This is a genomic window from Nocardia sp. 2TAF39 (assembly GCF_052114905.1).
Taxonomy (GTDB): Bacteria; Actinomycetota; Actinomycetes; order Mycobacteriales; family Mycobacteriaceae; genus Nocardia.
Window position 1 is genome coordinate 1 of the sequence record NZ_JBFRFQ010000026.1, and the last position, 18,262, is coordinate 18,262.

Annotated in this window: 20 protein-coding genes; 13 read left to right on the forward strand and 7 right to left on the reverse strand. The window is 67.8% G+C overall.

Going from position 1 to position 18,262, the window contains the following annotated elements; genetic code table 11:
• Positions 1 to 376: 376 nt before the first annotated feature.
• Positions 377 to 1,081: an enoyl-CoA hydratase-related protein gene (locus AB4Z47_RS17670; RefSeq protein WP_441952061.1), complete on the reverse strand. Its 705-nt coding sequence runs from the start codon at positions 1,079 to 1,081 to the stop codon at positions 377 to 379.
• Positions 1,082 to 1,607: 526 nt separating this feature from the next.
• Here AB4Z47_RS17670 and AB4Z47_RS17675 point away from each other — a divergent pair.
• Positions 1,608 to 2,387: a purine-nucleoside phosphorylase gene (locus AB4Z47_RS17675; RefSeq protein ID WP_441952063.1), complete on the forward strand. Its 780-nt coding sequence runs from the start codon at positions 1,608 to 1,610 to the stop codon at positions 2,385 to 2,387.
• Complete coding sequence (locus AB4Z47_RS17680; protein WP_441952065.1) at positions 2,388 to 3,884, forward strand: phospho-sugar mutase; 1,497 nt, start codon at positions 2,388 to 2,390, stop codon at positions 3,882 to 3,884. It abuts the gene before it with no gap.
• A 31-nt stretch (positions 3,885 to 3,915) separates the two neighbouring features.
• Here the strand turns inward: AB4Z47_RS17680 and upp are convergent, their stop codons facing one another.
• Positions 3,916 to 4,539: a uracil phosphoribosyltransferase gene (gene upp / locus AB4Z47_RS17685; protein ID WP_441952067.1), complete on the reverse strand. Its 624-nt coding sequence runs from the start codon at positions 4,537 to 4,539 to the stop codon at positions 3,916 to 3,918.
• A gap of 100 nt (positions 4,540 to 4,639) precedes the next feature.
• Between upp and AB4Z47_RS17690 the strand changes: the two genes are divergently transcribed.
• Genes AB4Z47_RS17690 through AB4Z47_RS17710 form a run of 5 tightly spaced genes read left to right on the forward strand, consistent with a single transcriptional unit; the run spans position 4,640 to position 8,066 of the window.
• Positions 4,640 to 5,002 (forward strand): hypothetical protein, encoded by a 363-nt coding sequence (locus AB4Z47_RS17690; RefSeq protein ID WP_441952069.1) that lies wholly within the window; start codon positions 4,640 to 4,642, stop codon positions 5,000 to 5,002.
• 4 nt (positions 5,003 to 5,006) lie between these two features.
• On the forward strand, positions 5,007 to 6,107 hold the full coding sequence (locus AB4Z47_RS17695; RefSeq protein WP_441952071.1) for a C40 family peptidase: 1,101 nt from the start codon (positions 5,007 to 5,009) through the stop codon (positions 6,105 to 6,107).
• Entirely contained in the window at positions 6,104 to 6,445 is a 342-nt protein-coding gene (locus AB4Z47_RS17700) for a hypothetical protein (RefSeq protein WP_441952073.1), read from the forward strand. The genes AB4Z47_RS17695 and AB4Z47_RS17700 overlap by 4 nt, the downstream gene beginning before the upstream one ends.
• Entirely contained in the window at positions 6,442 to 6,789 is a 348-nt protein-coding gene (locus AB4Z47_RS17705) for a YbaB/EbfC family nucleoid-associated protein (protein WP_441952074.1), read from the forward strand. Before AB4Z47_RS17700 ends, AB4Z47_RS17705 begins: the two co-directional genes overlap by 4 nt.
• A gap of 26 nt (positions 6,790 to 6,815) precedes the next feature.
• The gene (locus tag AB4Z47_RS17710) at positions 6,816 to 8,066 is read left to right on the forward strand and encodes a primosomal protein (RefSeq protein WP_441952076.1); all 1,251 of its coding nucleotides are present in this window, start codon (positions 6,816 to 6,818) and stop codon (positions 8,064 to 8,066) included.
• A gap of 593 nt (positions 8,067 to 8,659) precedes the next feature.
• On the opposite strand, the gene AB4Z47_RS17715 is transcribed toward AB4Z47_RS17710, so the two are convergent.
• From AB4Z47_RS17715 to AB4Z47_RS17725, 3 genes are all read right to left on the reverse strand, one after another.
• Positions 8,660 to 9,757, reverse strand: coding sequence for an adenosine deaminase (locus AB4Z47_RS17715; protein ID WP_441952078.1), 1,098 nt, complete (start codon positions 9,755 to 9,757; stop codon positions 8,660 to 8,662).
• A gap of 131 nt (positions 9,758 to 9,888) precedes the next feature.
• The gene (locus AB4Z47_RS17720; protein WP_441952080.1) at positions 9,889 to 11,178 is read right to left on the reverse strand and encodes a thymidine phosphorylase; all 1,290 of its coding nucleotides are present in this window, start codon (positions 11,176 to 11,178) and stop codon (positions 9,889 to 9,891) included.
• Between the two features lie 130 nt (positions 11,179 to 11,308).
• Complete coding sequence (locus tag AB4Z47_RS17725; RefSeq protein ID WP_441952081.1) at positions 11,309 to 11,710, reverse strand: cytidine deaminase; 402 nt, start codon at positions 11,708 to 11,710, stop codon at positions 11,309 to 11,311.
• A 278-nt stretch (positions 11,711 to 11,988) separates the two neighbouring features.
• Here AB4Z47_RS17725 and sdhC point away from each other — a divergent pair, with 278 nt between their 5' ends.
• From sdhC to AB4Z47_RS17745, 4 genes are all read left to right on the forward strand, one after another.
• Positions 11,989 to 12,387 (forward strand): succinate dehydrogenase, cytochrome b556 subunit, encoded by a 399-nt coding sequence (gene sdhC, locus AB4Z47_RS17730; protein WP_441952083.1) that lies wholly within the window; start codon positions 11,989 to 11,991, stop codon positions 12,385 to 12,387.
• A gap of 4 nt (positions 12,388 to 12,391) precedes the next feature.
• Positions 12,392 to 12,823: a succinate dehydrogenase hydrophobic membrane anchor subunit gene (locus tag AB4Z47_RS17735; protein ID WP_441952085.1), complete on the forward strand. Its 432-nt coding sequence runs from the start codon at positions 12,392 to 12,394 to the stop codon at positions 12,821 to 12,823.
• Positions 12,824 to 12,915: 92 nt separating this feature from the next.
• Positions 12,916 to 14,682 carry a succinate dehydrogenase flavoprotein subunit gene (sdhA, locus tag AB4Z47_RS17740; RefSeq protein ID WP_441952086.1) on the forward strand — a complete coding sequence of 589 codons (1,767 nt, stop codon included), beginning with the start codon at positions 12,916 to 12,918 and terminating at the stop codon, positions 14,680 to 14,682.
• Positions 14,682 to 15,455, forward strand: a complete 774-nt coding sequence (locus tag AB4Z47_RS17745; protein ID WP_441952087.1) for a succinate dehydrogenase iron-sulfur subunit — start codon at positions 14,682 to 14,684, stop codon at positions 15,453 to 15,455. Before sdhA ends, AB4Z47_RS17745 begins: the two co-directional genes overlap by 1 nt.
• A 95-nt stretch (positions 15,456 to 15,550) precedes the next feature.
• Here AB4Z47_RS17745 and AB4Z47_RS17750 read toward each other — a convergent pair whose 3' ends face one another.
• Both AB4Z47_RS17750 and AB4Z47_RS17755 read right to left on the reverse strand, forming a co-directional pair.
• Positions 15,551 to 16,228: a JAB domain-containing protein gene (locus AB4Z47_RS17750; RefSeq protein ID WP_441952089.1), complete on the reverse strand. Its 678-nt coding sequence runs from the start codon at positions 16,226 to 16,228 to the stop codon at positions 15,551 to 15,553.
• Positions 16,229 to 16,361: 133 nt separating this feature from the next.
• Complete coding sequence (locus tag AB4Z47_RS17755) at positions 16,362 to 16,565, reverse strand: type II toxin-antitoxin system VapB family antitoxin (RefSeq protein WP_441952090.1); 204 nt, start codon at positions 16,563 to 16,565, stop codon at positions 16,362 to 16,364.
• Positions 16,566 to 16,674: 109 nt separating this feature from the next.
• Here AB4Z47_RS17755 and AB4Z47_RS17760 point away from each other — a divergent pair, with 109 nt between their 5' ends.
• Positions 16,675 to 17,208, forward strand: a complete 534-nt coding sequence (locus AB4Z47_RS17760; protein WP_441952092.1) for a DUF4396 domain-containing protein — start codon at positions 16,675 to 16,677, stop codon at positions 17,206 to 17,208.
• A 122-nt stretch (positions 17,209 to 17,330) separates the two neighbouring features.
• Positions 17,331 to 18,230 carry a phenylalanine 4-monooxygenase gene (locus tag AB4Z47_RS17765; protein WP_441952093.1) on the forward strand — a complete coding sequence of 300 codons (900 nt, stop codon included), beginning with the start codon at positions 17,331 to 17,333 and terminating at the stop codon, positions 18,228 to 18,230.
• Positions 18,231 to 18,262 lie beyond the last annotated feature (32 nt).

Here is an 18,262-nt window from a genome sequence, read left to right on the forward strand (position 1 = left end):
ATACACCGTGGGAGCCGCCACCGGCGACTTCGTCACAAACACCACCACCCGAACACGAACCGGGCCACGAACAGCGAATGCTCGATCTCGCTACGCTCGAAACCAGGAGTGCCGCCGATGCGGTCACGTCAGCCGGCGAACTCAGCATTGATTCGCCCACCCTCTGCACCGAGCATTCGCCACCCCCGCCGCAGCCCATACACCGCGGGGGCCGCCACCGGCGACTTCGTCGCAACGCGACGGCGGACGCGAGCCTGGCCGTGAACGGGGGAAAGCTTGGTCTCGCTACGCTCGGGCGTTCGGCCGATGTGGTTGCTTTGCGGCGGTGGCCGCACGACCTGGGTGTTCGCCGATGCGGATAACAGCGAACACCGGGTCAGCCAGCCGCGAAGGCCAGGTTCTCCGGGGCGGTCGGTACCGCGAGGCCAGCCAGTGCCTTCGCGTGCAGCGCGCGCTTGATCACCGGCAGATTCGGCTTGCGATTGCCGGCGAGTGCCCCAGCCCGCTCGATCGCGGTCGGGAGCAACGTAGGCGCATCCGCCTTGCCGTCCACGATGCCTGCGGCGATCGCTTCGTCGGCCGGGTAACGGTGTCCGGTGGTCATCGCCTGGACGCAGACCTGGTTGGTCAGCCGCTCGGCGAGCAGGGCGTTCATCCCGACGGTGAAAGGCATGCCGAGGTGCACCTCGGGCAGGCACCAGAAGCCGCGGTCGGCGCGCATCACCCGGAAATCGTGCGAGGTGGCCAGCATAGCGCCGGCACCGAACGCGTGGCCGTTGATCGCGGCGACGGTCGGCATCGGGAAAGCCAGGAGGCGGGTGTAGAGCGAGTGCACGCGGTCCAGGTAGCCGTGCATCTTGTCCAGGTTGCCGAACAGCCAATCGGTGTCCAGGCCGTTGCTGTAGAACTTTCCGCTGGCGGTGGTTACCAGCGCCGCGGGCCCCTCGGAGCTCTCGACCTGGTCCAGCAACCGGTGGAATTCATCGATCCAGTTCGGGTGGAAGCGGTTCTCGCTGTCGGTCTGCCCTTCGTTGCCGAGGTAGACGACGAACACTTCCCCTTCACGTTCCAGATGCGGCATGCGTGCAGCGTATCGGGTATGCGCCGACAACCCTACTCGCGGGTAGGGGCTGTGTTTGTTTGGCAGCGCCTGCGGCGCTGCGTGTTCGCGGCCCCCTATTGGCTCGCGTCCGAGCGACCGCTGCTGGCGACTTCGTCGCGGACGCAACGGTCACTCGGACCCGAGCCGGGCCGCGAACAGGAAACGCTCGATCTCGCTACGCTCGGAACTCGGAGCGCGACCAATGCGGTCGCGTCGGCTGGCGAACTCGATATTGATTTGTCCGCTCTTTACGCCGAGTATTCGCGCCCCTGCCGCAGCTCGTACGCGAAGCGACCRCCACTGGACCTCGTCGCAAACCCGACGACCACTCGGACCCGAGCCGGGCCGCGAACAGGAAACGCTCGATCTCGCTACGCTCGGAAGCGGGGGTTGGGCCGAGTAGTTGCGGTGAGGCGGCAACCGCGGCATTGGGGTGCGCCGTGATCCGCGCGGCTCGCCGTTGTGTGGCTGTCGCTGCGAAACAAACACCACTATCGTGACGATCATGCTTGCCGAACAGGCCGCCGAGGCGATCGCCGAACGTACGGGAGTGCCGCGCCACCGGGTCGCGGTGGTGCTGGGATCAGGCTGGCAGGACGCGGCCGCTGAGATCGGGTCGCCGCGCGCGTCGGTGCCGATGCCGGAGCTACCGGGGTTCGGAACGCCGAGCGCGCAGGGCCACGTCGGCGTAATCCACTCCGTCGAGGTGGACAACACCGCCGTGCTGGTGCTGATGGGCCGCCAGCATCTCTACGAGGGTTACCAACCCACCGACGTGGTACACCCGGTGACCGCTGCCGTCGCCGCGGGCGCGGAGATCGTCGTGCTCACCAACGCCGCGGGTGGCATCCGTCCCGGCCTCCAGGTGGGGGACCCGGTCCTGATCAGCGATCACCTCAACCTGACCGGCCGCACGCCGCTGACCGGCGCGACTTTCGTCGACTTGGTCGACGCGTGGGATCCCGAATTGCGCGCCCTGGCAAAGGAACTCGATCCGAGTCTGACGGAGGGCGTGTACGCGGGTCTGACCGGTCCGCAGTACGAGACCCCGGCCGAGATCCGGATGCTGCGCACGATCGGCGCGGATCTGGTCGGGATGTCCACGGTGCTGGAGGCGATCGCTTGCCGCGCACTCGGCGCGAAGGTGCTCGGCATCTCGCTGGTCACCAACCTCGCCGCGGGCGTCACAGGTTCGCACCTGTCGCACGCCGAGGTGCTTGCCGAGGGCCACGCCGCAGCGCCGCGGCTCGGCAAACTGCTGCGCGGCGTGCTGGAACGGGTGTAGATGCTGCGCTTCGGCACGGCCGGCCTGCGCGGGCCGCTGCAGGATGGCCCGGACGGCATGAACGTCACGACGGTGACCAGAGCGACCGCTGGGATCGTCGACTGGCTGCGCGGCCGCTGCCTCGGCGGCGGCGCGGTGGTCGTCGGATGCGATGCCAGGCACGGGTCCGCCGAATTCGCTGCGGCGACTGCGGAAATCTTTGCCGCTGCGGGCTTTCCGGTGACGCTGCTGCCGCGTCCGCTGCCCACGCCGGTGGTCGCGTATGCCGTGCGCGAGCTGGGTGCCGTCGCTGGCGTGCAGATCACCGCGTCGCACAACCCGGCCACCGACAACGGCTACAAGGTGTACCTCGACGGTGGCGCGCAGTTGATCGCCCCGGCCGACACCGAAATCGAGCGCTGCATCGAGGCAGTCACCGAGCCGGTCGCCCGCACGCCGGTCGCCGCCGCGGACGACGATGTGGTGCGGCACTATCTGCACCGGGTGACCGAACTGCCCACGCTGATCGGCGGTACCGGCGAGCGCGCGGGGATCAGGATCGCGCTCACCCCGCTACACGGCGTCGGCGGCGATCTCGCCGTACAAGCGCTCACCGCGGCGGGATTCACCGACATCCATGTGGTCGACCAGCAGTTCGAGCCCGACCCCGACTTCCCCACCGTCGCCTTCCCGAACCCGGAGGAGCCCGGCGCCACCGATCTGCTGCTCGCGCTGGCCGCCCGGGTCGACGCCGACCTGGCAATCGCGCTCGACCCGGACGCAGACCGGTGCGCGGTAGGGATCCCGCTGCCCGACTACACCTGGCGGATGCTGCGCGGCGACGAAACAGGCGTGCTGTTAGGCGACGACGCGCTGCGCACCGCGCGTCCCGGTGCGCTCGTGGCCACGACAATCGTGTCGTCCCGGCTGCTGTCCAAGCTGGCTCCCGCCCGCGGTGGACGTTACGCGGAAACCCTCACCGGCTTCAAATGGCTGGCCCGCGCGGGCGACGGCCTGGTGTATGCCTACGAAGAGGCGATCGGGCACTGTGTCGACCCTGCGACCGTCCGAGACAAGGACGGCATCTCCGCCGCCGTGCTGACCGCCGATCTGGTGGCCCGGCTGAAGGCCGCGGGCCGTACCCTCGGCGACGAACTCGATGACTACGCCGTCGAATTCGGCCTGCACGCCGGCGGCCAACTCGCGCTGCGGCTGGCGTCGGCCGAGGACGCCGCCGCGGTGGTCACACGGCTTCGGGCGAATCCGCCGGACGAAATCGCGGGTGAGCCGGTGAAATACACCGACCAGCTGCAGGTTCGCGGCCGGATGCGGACCGACGCGCTGATCTTCGAGGGCGGCTCGTCGCGCCTGGTGGTCCGTCCCTCGGGCACCGAGCCGAAGCTCAAGTGCTACCTGGAAGTGGTCGAGCCGGTCGCCACGCGCGCGGATCTGGCCGTCGCGCGAGCCGATGCGCAAGTGCGGCTTTCGGCGCTGCGCGACTTCTGCCGAACACTCTGACCCGTGGGCGCAGGCCCGCCGCGTGGATGGCTCACCGCGGGCCGAACTGCCGATCGCCCGCGTCACCGAGGCCGGGCACGATGTAGGCGTTCTCGTTCAGTCCCGCGTCGACGGCGGCGGTGACGAGCCGCACCGGAAGACCCGAATCAGCCAGTGCCGCGATGCCCTCCGGGGCCGCGACGACGCACAGAGCGGTGATGTCGGTGGCGCCGCGCGCGGTGAGCAATTCCAGCGTATGGCGCATCGAGCCGCCGGTGGCCAGCATCGGGTCGAGCACGAAGACCGGCAGCCCCGCGAGGTCGGCGGGCAGCGACTGCATGTAGGGGACCGGCTGGTGGGTCGCTTCGTCGCGGGCGATGCCGACGAACCCGACCCTGGCGTCGGGGATCAGCTCGGCGGCCGCGTCGACCATGCCGAGCCCGGCACGCAACACCGGAACCAGCAGCGGCGGCTCGGCCAGCCGGATGCCCTCGGTGTCGGCGACCGGCGTGACGATCTCGAACCGCTCGACCGGCGCATCGCGCAGCGCCTCGTAGATCAGGATTCCGGTGAGATCGCGCAGCGCGGCACGGAAAGCCGCGTTCGCCGTTCGCTTGTCCCGCATCGTCGTGAGCAGTGCGGTGACGAGTGGATGGTCCACGGTGTGGGTGCGCATGAGGGAACGATAAGGTCGGTCGGGGTCTGTCGCCGAACTCCGCCCGATTTTTTGCGAACCGGCGGAACCGAACGGGAAGAGCGCGCGTCGAATCAAGTGGATGACGTACTCTGCCTGGGAACAACAGATGGGGGAAGCTCTGATGCGAAAGATGTCGGCGGACACCGAGGGTATCGCAGCCTATGGTGCCACCGCCCAGGTCATGGCGGCCGAGATGGCGGCAGCGGGGGTTAGTGCGACGGCGGCCGAGCCGGTGTTACTCGGTCCGATCATGGGCCTCATCGGCGGCGATTTCATGGCCGCCTACACCGCGGCGCACGCCGGGCACATCGCCTCGATCGGCCAGCTCTCGGCGGTACTCGCCAGTATGGGTGGCGCGGCCGCCGGCGCGGCAACTGTGCTCACCGAGACCGATACGTCCCACGCGAGCGCGCTGCGGAACGCGGCGACCGAACTGGAGTGAGTCTGTGATCGACGTCAACGCGCTGGCCAAGCCGCTCTTCGATCTGCTCGCCAGCTTCGGCACCGGCGTATTGCCCACCGGTGGCCCCGCCGACGCACTGCGCGACACCTCGACCGTGGTCGACCAGATCCACCAGATGGGTCGCGACAGCATCAACGGCATGAACGCCGCGTGGGACGGCCGCGCCGCCGACGCCGCCACCGCCAAGGCACTACGGGTGCAGACCTCCGCGGCCACGATCTCCGATCGTGGCAATGACATGGCCACCGTGGTGAACCAGGCCGCGGCCGAGGTCGAGACGGGCCAGAAGGAACTCACCGGCATCGCCCAGTCGTTCGTGAACACCGCGGCGAGCATGGGCCCCGCACTGGCGACGCCCGAGGGGCTGACAGTGATCGTCGGCTCGGCGATCGACCACCTCGGCCAGGCGCTCAACGTGGTCGGCCGGGTGCAGAACGAGCTGCACACGCATACCGCATCGATGAACGACCTCACCCCGCCGCCGCCGACCCCGCCCGCCGGTCTGCCCGTCTCCGCCCCCGCCGTGCAGCAACTGGCGTCCACCGCGTCCGGCGTGTTCACCGGCGCGGGCCAGATGATGAGCACCGCGATGAGTTCACCGCGCCCCTCGCTGCAGTCCCAACGAAGTCCCGGCACCAGTACGCCCCGGCCCGACACCGGCTCGTCGGGAAGGCCCGCCGACGGCAAAGGCGTGAAGATCACGCTGCCCGACGGCAGCATCGTGGAGGCGCCGAACGAGCAGGCCGCGACGGCGGTCCGCTCGGCGATCGGCGCCGTCGGCACCCCCTACGTCTGGGGTGGCAACAGTCCCGGAGCGGGGCTGGACTGCAGCGGGCTCACCAAGTATGCCTACGGCGAGGCGGGTGTCGACCTGCCCCGGCTCGCAGCCGATCAGGGCAACGGGGCCACACCGGTATCCGCCGGTGACCTGATGCCCGGCGACCTCGCGATCTGGGACGGCCATGTGGCCATGGTGGTCGGCAACGGGCAATTCGTCGAGGCGGGTGACCCGGTCCAGATCAGCTCGATTCGAACGGAGAATTCAGGCATGGACTTCTACGGCTTCTACAGGCCGACGGCATGACCCGACCGCAGGTCCCCAACGTCACGGTGGCGAGCAGCAGCAACCGCTCGGGCACCATCTCGGTGCGGGCGACGGATCAGGGCATGCCGGTGGAGATCGAGTTCGAGCGGAGCGAATACCGTTATGGTGCGCAGTCTCTCGCCAACGAGATCCTGCGGCTCACCCAGCGCTCGGCTATCGCGGCGCGGGCGCGACGGCGCGAACTGCTCGCCGAGGCGGGCATGCCCGCCGACATTCTGGATCGGCTCGGCCTGCCAACTCGTCAGCAGGCGGTGGACGAGCTGGACCGCATCGACGACGCGGACACAGGACCGACGAGCTGGATGAGGCCGGTATGAGTGCGGAAATGGACACCCTGGTCGCGTCGGCGACCCAGAAACTGGAAGCGCTGGAGGCGGCGCTGTTCGGCCTGAAGCAGGTGCGCGGACGGTTCATCACCGAGGACGGCTCGGTCGGCGTCGAGGTGAACAGCGATGGTGCGCTGGTCGGTTTGAGCCTGGCGGAATCGGTCACGTCGTTGCCGCCCGCCGAGGTCGGACAGCTGATCGTCTGGGCATGCAGGCGGGCCGCCGAGGATGCCGGCGCGCAGCGCTCGAAGGTCGTTGCGACACTGAACGAGTCATTCGTTCCGGCCGGGCAGGAGCCCGGAGGAACAAATGGGGGCGGGCCGGATAGTGCCTGACGCGGAAGGTCGATAGGCTTCCGCTCATGGCTTCTGGAGACATCGTCCCGATCGAGCTCGGCCTGACCGACGGCGATCTCGTCACCCTGTGGGCACCGCGCTGGCGAGATGGTGACGACGAGTGGGAGGCATTCCTCGGGCACGAGGACTCCCTCTACGGTTTCGACTCCGTTGCGGAACTGGCCGCGTTCATCCGCACCAACTCCGACAACGACCTCGTCGACCATCCGGCGTGGAAGGTCGTCGCCGGCCTCTCGGCGGTCGAACTAGAGCCGGAGGAGAACTTCACCTTCGATCTGGTCGCGGTGCCGGAACTGGCCGCGGGCAACCCCGACGTGGACACTGTCGCCGAGTTGGAGGACACCCTCGGCATGGTGCGCAACATCGGCGAGGTCTGCGAGCTGGAGACGGTGACCAAGTTCTTCGGTTCGCACCCGGTGCTCGGTGCCCTGCCCGGCGGGGTCAGCGCATTCGTCGGGCGCGACGGCGAGGAGCTGTGGGATCAGATCGGCGCCGCGATCGCCAAGGGCTGGGACGACGTCCTGGACGCCATCGACTCCGTGGTCCAGACCCCGGAGGTGGACGCAGAGGCGGTCGCTGTCGCGGAGGCCGAGCTGCTCGCCGCCGAGGAGAACGTGGTCGACGCCGACGACGCGTCCGACAGCGAGGAGGACGAGGAGTTCGAGTCCGTCGACCTCGATGAGGAAGACGAGGAGGACGAAGAGGACGAGTCGTTCTGGAACGAAGTCGGCATCGACCCGGTCAAGATCGTCACCTCCGAGGGCAGCTTCTTCACGCTGCGCTGTTACCTCGATGACGAACCGATCTTCCTCGGCGCCAAGGGCTCGATCACGGTCTTCTCCGCCGAGCGTGCACTGGCCCGCTATCTCGCCGACGACCACGAACACGACCTTGCCCGGGTGAGCACGTTCACCGACGTGCAGACCGCAGCGGTCGACGGCTCCCTCGAGGTCGAGGTCACGGACGAGAACGTCTACGTGCTGCCCGGCCTGGCCGACGACCTGGCCGAGGGGCCGGAGGCGGTCGACATCGAACAGCTCGACCTGGCCGTCGAACTGTTCACCGACGCCGCCGACTACGCCGACGACGACACCGTCGAGCAGGCGCTGGCGCAGTCCACTCCGCTCGGCTGGTACATCTCCTACCTGCTGAACCCGGACCCGACCCGGATGGCGCCCAACCCGCCGTTCACCGCCGAGGCGCAGACCTGGCGCGAGCTGGAACGCAATCTCGAGTCCCGACTCGACCGGCAGTAGGCAACTACCTCGACGCGGGCTGCGGGCAGACACAGCCCGGCTGTGTCCGACAGACGACTACCCCTGCCTCCACTCGGCCCGAAGCAAGCGGCCGGCGGACACAGTCCGGCAGCGACTAAAGGTGGGCTACCCCTGCCTTGCCCGGCCCGGCCCGGCCCGGGCAGCGGACAGACACAGTCCGGCACGGTCCGACAGACGACTACCCCTGCCTCCACTCGGCCCGAAGCAAGCGGCCGGCGGACAYAGTCCGGCAGCGCCTAGAAGTGGCTACCTCTACCTTGCCCGGCGCGGGCAGCGGGCAGCGGGCAGACACAGTCCGGCAGCGCCCGACCTGCGGCTACCCCTGGCTCCACTCGGCCCGACGCGCGCTGCGAGCCAGACATGACGCACCCAATGCCGCGGTTACCGCCTCACGCAACTACTCGCCGCAAACCCCCACTTCCGAGCGCAGCGAGACCGAGCATTGCCCGTTCGCGGCCCGGCTCGCGTCCGAGCGGCCGCCGCGTCCGCGACGAAGTCGCCAGCGGCGGCCGCTCGGACGCGAGCCACAAGGGGGCCGCGAACCCGCCGCGCCCGCGCGGCCATAAACACAGCTATCCGATCAGCACGGCGTAGCCGGGCTTGATGATGTCGTCGATGATGCGCAGCCGCTCGGGGAACGGGATGAATGCCGACTTCATGGCATTGATGGTGAACCGCTCCAGATCACTCCAGCCGTAACCGAATGTCTCGACCAACTTGAGCATCTCCCGGCTCATGCTGGTGTCGCTCATCAGCCGGTTGTCGGTGTTCACCGTGACACGGAAGCGCAGCCGGGCAAGCAGGTCGAACGGATGCTTGTCCAACGAAGGCACGGCGCCGGTCTGCACGTTCGACGAAGGACACAGTTCCAGCGGAATGCGCATGTCCCGCACGTATTTCGCCACCAGTCCGAGCCGCGCGTCCTCGACCGCGCCTGGCGCGCTGATGTCGTCGGTGATCCGTACTCCGTGACCGAGCCGGTCGCACCCGCAGAATGCGAGCGCCTCATGGATGGACGGGAGACCGAACGCCTCGCCCGCGTGGATTGTGAAGTGCGCGCTGTTGGCACGCATGTACTCGAACGCGTCGAGGTGCCGGCTGGGCGGGAAGCCCGCCTCCGCGCCCGCGATGTCGAAGCCGCCGACGCCGCGGTCGCGGAATCGCACCGCCAGCTCCGCGATCTCCCGCGAGCGCGCCGCGTGCCGCATGGCGGTGAGCAGACACGTCACCACGATGGTGTGGCCCTGTTCCGCGGCTGCCGCCTCGCCCTCGCGGAAACCGGCGAGGGTGTGGTCGACCACCTCGTCCAGCGTCAGCCCGCGCTCCAAGTGTTGCTCGGGAGCGAAGCGAACCTCGGCGTACACCACGCCGTCGGCGGCGAGGTCCTCGGCGCATTCACGGGCAACCCGGCGCAGACCCTCCGGGGTCTGCATCACGGCGACGGTGTGCGCGAAGGTCTCGAGGTACCGCTCGAGCGAGCCACTGTCGGCCGCGTCGCGGAACCAGGCTCCGAGCGCGGTGGCGTCGGTCGCGGGTAGTTCGTCGTAGCCGCAGGTCGCGGCGAGCTCGAGCACCGTAGCCGGCCGCAGACCACCGTCGAGGTGATCGTGCAGCAGCGCTTTGGGCGCTTGGCGGATCGAGGCGAGAGTCAGAGGCATCGGTCCAGTCATGTGTCGACGGTAGCCGCACCACGCCGAAACGGCAGCGGACTTCTCCGTGGCAACCATCTCGTTGCCGGTCCGACTCAGCCCGGTTCACAACGGCACGCCGAACCGCCGCGGTGCGCCACGTCCGGCGCAGATCAGGCTCCGATGCGTCCGAGGATCAGCGGGGCCGGCGAGAGCGGGGCAGCGGCCTCGACGGTGACGGCATCGTGCAGGGCTGCCGAGGCACCCGCGAATGCCGCAGGGGTATCGGTGTGCATGGTGAGCAACGGCTGCCCCGCCGTCACGGAATCGCCTGGCTTGGCGTGCATTTCGACGCCCGCGCCGAACTGGACCGGGTCGCCCTGCCGCGCACGGCCCGCACCGAGCCGCCAGGCGGCAAGGCCGACGCCGAGCGCGTCGAGCCGGGTCAGCACACCGTCGCGCTCGGCCCGGATGGTCTCGGTGTGCTTCGCGATGGGCAGCGGCGCGTCCGGGTCGCCGCCCTGGGCGCGGACCATCGCGCGCCAGTGGTCCATCGCCTGGCCGTCGGCGAGCACATCGGCGGGATCGATCTCCAGTCCGGCCAGCGCCACCATCTCGCGCGCCAGGGTCAGCGTCAGCTCGACAACGTCGGCGGGTCCGCCGCCCGCGAGCACCTCCACCGATTCCGCCACTTCCAGTGCGTTGCCCGCGGCGCGGCCGAGCGGGGTGTCCATGGTGGTGAGCAGCGCGACCGTCCGCACGCCCGCGTCGGTGCCCAGTTCCACCATGGCCGTGGCCAGTTCGCGCGCGCCGTCGAGGGTCTTCAGGAAGGCGCCGGAGCCGACCTTGACGTCGAGCACCAGCGCCGCGGTGCCCTCGGCGATCTTCTTGCTCATGATCGAGCTGGCGATCAGCGGGATCGATTCGACCGTGCCGGTAACGTCGCGCAGGGCATAGAGCCGCTTGTCCGCCGGTGCGAGATCCGCGCCCGCCGCGCAGACCACCGCGCCGATGCCTGGGTCTGCCAGGATGTCGCGCATCCGCGGTACCGCCACGTCCGCCTGCCAACCGGGAATTGCCTCCAGCTTGTCCAGCGTCCCTCCGGTGTGCCCGAGCCCGCGCCCCGACAGCTGCGGCACCGCGGCGCCACACGCGGCGACCAACGGCGCCAGCGGAAGCGTGATCTTGTCGCCGACCCCGCCGGTCGAGTGTTTGTCCACCGTCGGGCGCGACAGGTCGGTGAAGTCCATGCGCTGCCCCGAGGCGATCATCGCGGCCGTCCACCTGGCCGTCTCGCGCCGCGTCATACCCCGCCACACGATCGCCATGGCCAGCGCCGACATCTGCTCGTCGGCGACCTCGCCGCGGGTGAATCCGTTGATCACCCAGTCGATCTGCGCGTCGGACAGTTCCCCTCCGTCGCGCTTGGTCGTGATGATCGAAACCGCGTCCAGTGCCGTCACATCCGTCAGTCTGGCACGAGGCGACGCGGATCCCTGATTCTTACCGGCGGCATCGATCAGCCGCACCGCATCGTGCCCGCCGACGCCGATGTCGACGCGGCGCTCGAGGCCGACTGCTGACCAGTTCGGCTCACACCTGCCCGGCGTCCAGGTCGTCGGGGCCGAAGGCGTCCGGAAGAAGCGCGCGCAGCGGCACCGCTCCGGCCTGGTGATCGACCAGGAGCTCGGCGCCGCCGTGCTCATAAAGCAATTGGCGGCAGCGACCACAAGGCATGAGGATTTCGCCGCGGGAATCGGTCACGGAGACTGCCAGAAGACGCCCTCCGCCACCCGCGATAAAGTTACCGATCAGTACACATTCGGCACACAGGCCTAACCCATATGAGACATTCTCCACATTGCAGCCGCTCACAATTCGGCCATCGCTACTGAGGGCGGCGGCGCCGACCGGAAACCGCGAGTACGGCGCATAGGCGTTATACATAATTCGAATAGCGTTGTCACGCAAGACATTCCAGTCGATTTGCGACACGGGGAACCCCTCTCGAACTGGGCCGAACATGGCCGCGCAAGGGCAACGACAGAACCCCGCGCATATCAAGAAAGGTAAACCTAACCCGGCCGATTGTCGCGCAACGCACGGCACTCCGAATTAGTTCCGGCACCGAGAGAGGATTAGAGTCCACAACAGATCGGTTCAGGTTCCCTTCGGCGGGCCAAAGTGCTGCCACCTGGGCATTCGCCCCCCAACGGCGCCGGCGTCGGACCTGCAACCGGGTCCATCAACGACGTTGGAGGCGACCGCACGCTATGACCACGATTGAAGCTTCGGCCCAGCCGAAGCGGAAGACGCTGTACCGAGGCGACCCCGGAATGTGGTCATGGGCACTGCACCGGATCACCGGCGTCGCCATCTTCTTCTTCCTCTTCGTTCATGTCCTGGATACCGCGCTGGTGCGGGTCAGCCCCGATACCTACAACGAGGCGATCGAGACCTACAAGAACCCCATCGTCGCGCTGATGGAGATGGGCCTTGTCGCCGTCGTGCTGTTCCACGCGCTCAACGGCGTCCGCGTGATCCTGGTGGACTTCTGGTCCAAGGGCCCGAAATACCAGCGCCTGATGCTCTGGGTCATCCTCGCGATCTGGTTCCTGCTGGCGGTTCCCGCGATCGGACGCCAGTTCTTCTACCTGTTCACGGAGCACTGACACAATGACCGCACCTGTCATCGGGAAGTCGTACGACCGTCCGGCCAGCCTGGATCTGCCCCGCTCGCCGCGCGCCCGCTCGAACAACAACTTCGAGAAGTACGCGTGGCTGTTCATGCGCTTCTCCGGCCTGCTGTTGATCGTGCTCGTGTTCGGCCACATGTCGATCATGCTGCTGCTCGACGGTGGTGTGAAGCGCCTCAACTTCGCCTTCGTGGCCGGTCGCTGGTCCAGCCCGTTCTGGCAGTTCTGGGACCTGACCATGCTGTGGCTCGCCCAACTGCACGGCGGCAACGGGCTGCGCACCGTGATCGCGGACTACTCCCGCAAGGACTCGACCCGGTTCTGGCTGAACACGCTGCTGGCCATCTCGATGATCCTGATCATGGGCGTGGGCACCTACGTCATCTTCACCTTCGACCCCAACATCAGTTAGGAACGGGCCACCTCCATGAGTGAGCGCAGCGAACGAATCATCGACTCAGCGTGCTTCGCACATGCCGGAGCCGAGCGCAGCGAGGTGCAGGCATGAGTGAATCCCGGATTCAGGAGCATCGCTACGACGTCGTAATCGTCGGCGCGGGTGGCGCGGGTATGCGTGCCGCGATCGAGGCGGGCCCGCGTGTTCGGACGGCGGTGCTGACCAAGCTGTACCCGACCCGCAGCCACACCGGCGCTGCCCAGGGTGGCATGTGTGCCGCGCTGGCCAACGTCGAAGAGGACAACTGGGAATGGCACACCTTCGACACCGTCAAGGGTGGTGACTACCTGGTCGACCAGGACGCCGCGGAAATCATGGCCAAGGAAGCCATCGACGCGGTGCTCGACCTGGAGAAGATGGGCCTGCCGTTCAACCGCACGCCCGAAGGCAAGATCGACCAGCGCCGCTTCGGCGGCCACACCCGCGACCACGGCAAGGCCCCGGTCCGCCGCGCGTGCTACGCCGCCGACCGCACCGGCCACATGATCCTGCAGACGCTCTACCAGAACTGCGTCAAACACGACGTGGAGTTCTACAACGAGTTCTACGTGCTGGATCTGGTGCTCACCGAGACCGACCGCGGCCCGGTCGCGACCGGTGTCGTCGCCTACGAGCTGGCCACCGGCGACATCCATGTCTTCCACGCCAAGTCGATCGTGTTCGCCACCGGCGGCTCGGGCCGGATGTACAAGACCACCTCGAACGCGCACACGCTGACCGGCGACGGCATGGCGATCGTGTTCCGCAAGGGTCTGCCGCTGGAGGACATGGAGTTCCACCAGTTCCACCCGACAGGTCTTGCCGGCCTCGGCATCCTGATCTCCGAGGCGGTCCGCGGCGAGGGCGGCATCCTGCGCAACGCCGACGGCGAGCGCTTCATGGAGCGCTACGCCCCCACCATCAAAGACCTCGCGCCGCGCGACATCGTGGCCCGCTCGATGGTGCTCGAGGTGCTGGAAGGCCGCGGCGCGGGGCCGAACAAGGACTACGTCTACATCGACGTGACCCACCTCGGCGAGGACGTGCTCGAGGAGAAGCTGCCCGACATCACCGAGTTCGCCCGCACCTACCTCGGCGTGGACCCGGTGAAGGAACTGGTGCCGGTGTTCCCGACCTGTCACTACGTGATGGGTGGCATCCCGACCCGGATCCGCGGCGAGGTGCTGCGCAACAACTCCGACGTGGTGCCCGGCCTGTACGCGGCGGGCGAGTGCGCGTGCGTCTCGGTGCACGGCGCCAACCGCCTCGGCACCAACTCGCTGCTGGACATCAACGTATTCGGTCGCCGCGCGGGCATCGCCGCCGCGGAGTACGCGCAGCGCAGCGACTTCGTGGAGCTGCCGGAGCAGCCGGCGCAGATGGTGCAGGACTGGCTGGCCATGCTGCTGAGCGAGCACGGCAACGAGCGGGTGGCCGACATCCGCACCGAGCTGCAGCGCTCGATGGACAACAACGCCTCGGTTTTCCGCACCGAGGACACGCTCAAGCAGGCCCTCACCGACATCCACGCGCTCAAGGAGCGCTACGCGCGGATCACGGTGCAGGACAAGGGAAAGCGGTACAACAGCGACCTGCTCGAGGCCGTCGAACTCGGCTTCCTGCTCGAGCTGGCCGAGGTCACCGTGGTCGGTGCGCTCAACCGCAAGGAAACGCGCGGCGGCCACGCCCGCGAGGACTACCCGCACCGCGACGACGTCAACTTCATGCGGCACACGATGGCCTACAAGGAGGGCTCGGGTCTCCTCTCGGACATCCGTCTCGACTTCAAGCCGGTGGTGCAGACCCGTTACGAGCCGATGGAGCGTAAGTACTGATGACTGCTGTAGCCGAAGCACCCGCGACACAGGCTCCCGCACCGGTCCCCGAGGGCTCGGTGATGATCACCGTCAAGGTGGCCCGGTTCAACCCGGAGGACGACAAGGGCGCGCACTGGGAGTCCTTCCAGGTGCCGGTCCTGACGACCGACCGTTTCCTGAACGTGCTGATCTACATCAAGTCCTACCTCGACGGCACGCTCACCTTCCGCCGCTCCTGCGCGCACGGCGTCTGCGGTTCCGATGCGATGCGCATCAACGGCGTCAACCGGCTGGCGTGCAAGGTGCTGATGAAGGACATGCTGCCCAAGGACGGCAAGTCCGTCACCGTCACCGTCGAGCCGATCCGCGGCCTTCCCGTGGAAAAGGACCTCGTGGTGAACATGGAGCCGTTCTTCGACGCGTTCCGCGCCGTCAAGCCCTACCTGATCACCTCGGGTAACGAGCCCACCCGCGAACGCATCCAGAGCCAGGCCGATCGCGCCCGGTTCGACGACACCACCAAGTGCATCCTCTGTGCCTGCTGCACCACCTCCTGCCCCGTGTACTGGAGCGACGGCAGCTACTTCGGCCCGGCCGCGATCGTGAACGCGCACCGCTTCATCTTCGACAGCCGGGACGAAGCCGCCCGCGAACGCCTCGACATCCTCAACGACGTCGAAGGCGTCTGGCGCTGCCGCACCACCTTCAACTGCACCGACGCGTGCCCTCGTGGTATCGAAGTCACCAAGGCCATCCAGGAAGTCAAGCGCGCACTGCTGTTCACCCGCTGACCCTCCGGTCTCGAAGAAAGAAGGCCGCCTCCATCTTTCGATGGTGGCGGCTTTCGCTCTCGCGCCGGTTGCTCAGTCCGGGGTGGACCTACCCGTCAGCACGCCGGTAACCCGGATGCACTGGCCCATTCCTCTCCCGCGATCACCACATGGTCGAGGAATCGCAGGCCCACCGTGTGGGCCGCCTCGGTGAGAAAGGTGGTGGCGCGCCGGTCGTCCACGCTGGGGGTCGGGTCGCCCGAGGGGTGGTTGTGTACTACGGCGAAGGCGCGGCCGTCGTGCCGCAGGACCGTGTTCATGATCTCCCGCACCGGGACGGCGACCTGGTCGACGGCGCCTTCCGCGACGAACACCTTGCGCCGCAACCGGTTCTGCGCATCACACACCAAGACGAGCAGCCGCTCCACCCGCGCCCCGGCGAACAGCGGCCGGGCGGCTGAGGCCACGTCGGCGGGAGTGGCCAGCCGGATCGACGCATCCTCTTCGCCCCGCGCTCGCGCGCCCAGATGGAACGCAGCGATGATGGCGGACGCCTTCGCCACGCCGACCCCGGCCCCGCGTACCAACTCCTCCGGGCGCGCCGCCGCCAACCCCGCGAGCCCACCGTGCTCGACCAGCAATTCCACTGCCAGATCCAACGCACTCGCGCCACGCCTGCCGTGCCGCAACAACAGCGCGAGCAGCTCCACATCGGTGAGCGCCTGCGGCCCGAGCGCCACCAATCGCTCCCGCGGCCGCTGCGCGGCAGGCACATCGACAAGAGAGACCGCCATAATTCCACCCCTCGGCCGCATCAACAGTCCCCCGGATTCTGCCAGCCCCCACCGACACGTCCCGCGCACACGATGCACGGTGCCGTGGGTGGCCCTCCAACCGCCCGGCAGCAGGTTGCGTGGTCCGCGGCGGCTATCGGTCGACTGCTACCGCCCCCGACTCGGGTAGGTCGAAGAACGCGTTGGCAGCCAACTTTTCGAGGTGGTGCAGCTGGCGCTCGTGCACGACGATTCGGCGCAGAGCCTCGTTGACGGTGGCGTGGCTCGTCGACGTACCCATGATGGCGGCCGCGTCGTCGAGTAACTTCTGGTCGAGATCGATCCGCACGGATTTCATGCGCCCTCCTTCATCCTTTCGTTATCTTGCGGCACGAGGCCCGCTCATGTCTGGCAAATCGCGAACTCCATCTTCCGAATAGATACCTTACGGGGGTATAGTAAGGCGCATGGAGTACAGGTACGAGCGGTCCAGAGAACACGTTTTCCACTCCGCACATGCGACACACACTGCCGAAGACCATGCCGGTCGGTACGCTCCGGCTACCTGGCGGACGGCGGCCGCGGCGACACTGCACTGCCTGACCGGCTGTGCCATCGGCGAGATTCTCGGCATGGTGATCGGCACCGCGCTCGGCTGGAACAACGCCTCGACGACGGTCCTGGCCATCGTGCTGGCGTTCCTGTTCGGCTACGCGTTCACCATGCGCGGCGTGCTGAAGGCGGGCCTGCCCCTAGCCGCTGCCGTCACCACGGCACTCGCGGCCGACACCGTGTCGATCACGGTGATGGAGATCGTGGACAACGCCGTGATCCTCGCCGTCCCCGGCGCCATGGACGCCCACCTGGACAGCGCGCTGTTCTGGACCACCCTCGTGTTCTCCCTCGCGGTGGCGTTCGTACTGACCACCCCGGTGAACAAGTGGATGATCGGGCGCGGCAAGGGGCACGCGGTGGTGCACTCGCTGCACGCCCACCACTGATCAGAGCCCATTGAGCTACCCCCTCTGCCGGAATCGCATGGAAAAGCCCGTTCAGCTAGGCAATATGCCCAGCTGGACGGGCTTTTGTTGTCGGAAGCGCCGAGCAGTGCTTGCATCGAGGTATGTTCAGCGAGGCTCAGTTGTACTCGCCGGTGACCCGCACCGGCGAGGGTGATGTGAAGGTGCACCTGAGTGACGAACATCCCGGCGTGCACGACTCCGACTATCGGGCCCGGCGCAACGCTATCGCTGCGCTGGCGCTGAACTACACACCAGGCTCACCGCTCCCCCACATCGCCTACACCGATGAGGAACAGCAGGTGTGGCGGATCGTGTCCGCCGAACTCGCCCGTAAGCACCGCACATACGCCAGCGGGGAGGTGCTCGCGGCGGCCGAAGCACTCGCTCTGCCGAACGATCACATCCCGCAGTTGGACGAGGTGTCCGCGGCGCTCGCGCCGCTCAGCGGGTTCCGCTATGTCCCGGCCGCGGGCCTGGTTCCGCTGCGGCAGTTCTTCGGCTCATTCGCTGATCGGATCTTCCACTCCACGCAATACATCCGGCACCACTCGGCACCGCTGTACACTCCGGAGCCGGACGCCATCCACGAGATCATCGGGCACGCCAACCAGATCGCCAGCCCCCGGTTCGCGGCCGTCTATGCCGAGGTCGGCGCGGCCGTGGGGAGGCTGAGCAGTGAAAGCGCGCTGAAGTTCCTCGCCAACGTGTTCTGGTTCTCGATGGAATTCGGCGTTGTCCGCGAAGGCGACGAGATCCGGTGCTATGGGGCAGGTTTGCTGTCCTCCTACGGCGAGATCGAGGAGTTCCGGCACGCCGAGCTGCGCCCGCTCGACGTCGCCGAAATGGGCAGCGCGGTCTACGACATCACCCACTACCAGCCAACCCTCTACTGCGCGGAATCGATTGCCGAGATCGAGGACGTGATCGGCGGCTTCTTCGCGACGGTGAACGACGACACTACCGAACGTCTGGCACACTCGAGTACCGCAGGCGCGCAGTAGGTGGCACCACGTGCCCCGGTTCGATCCCGAGC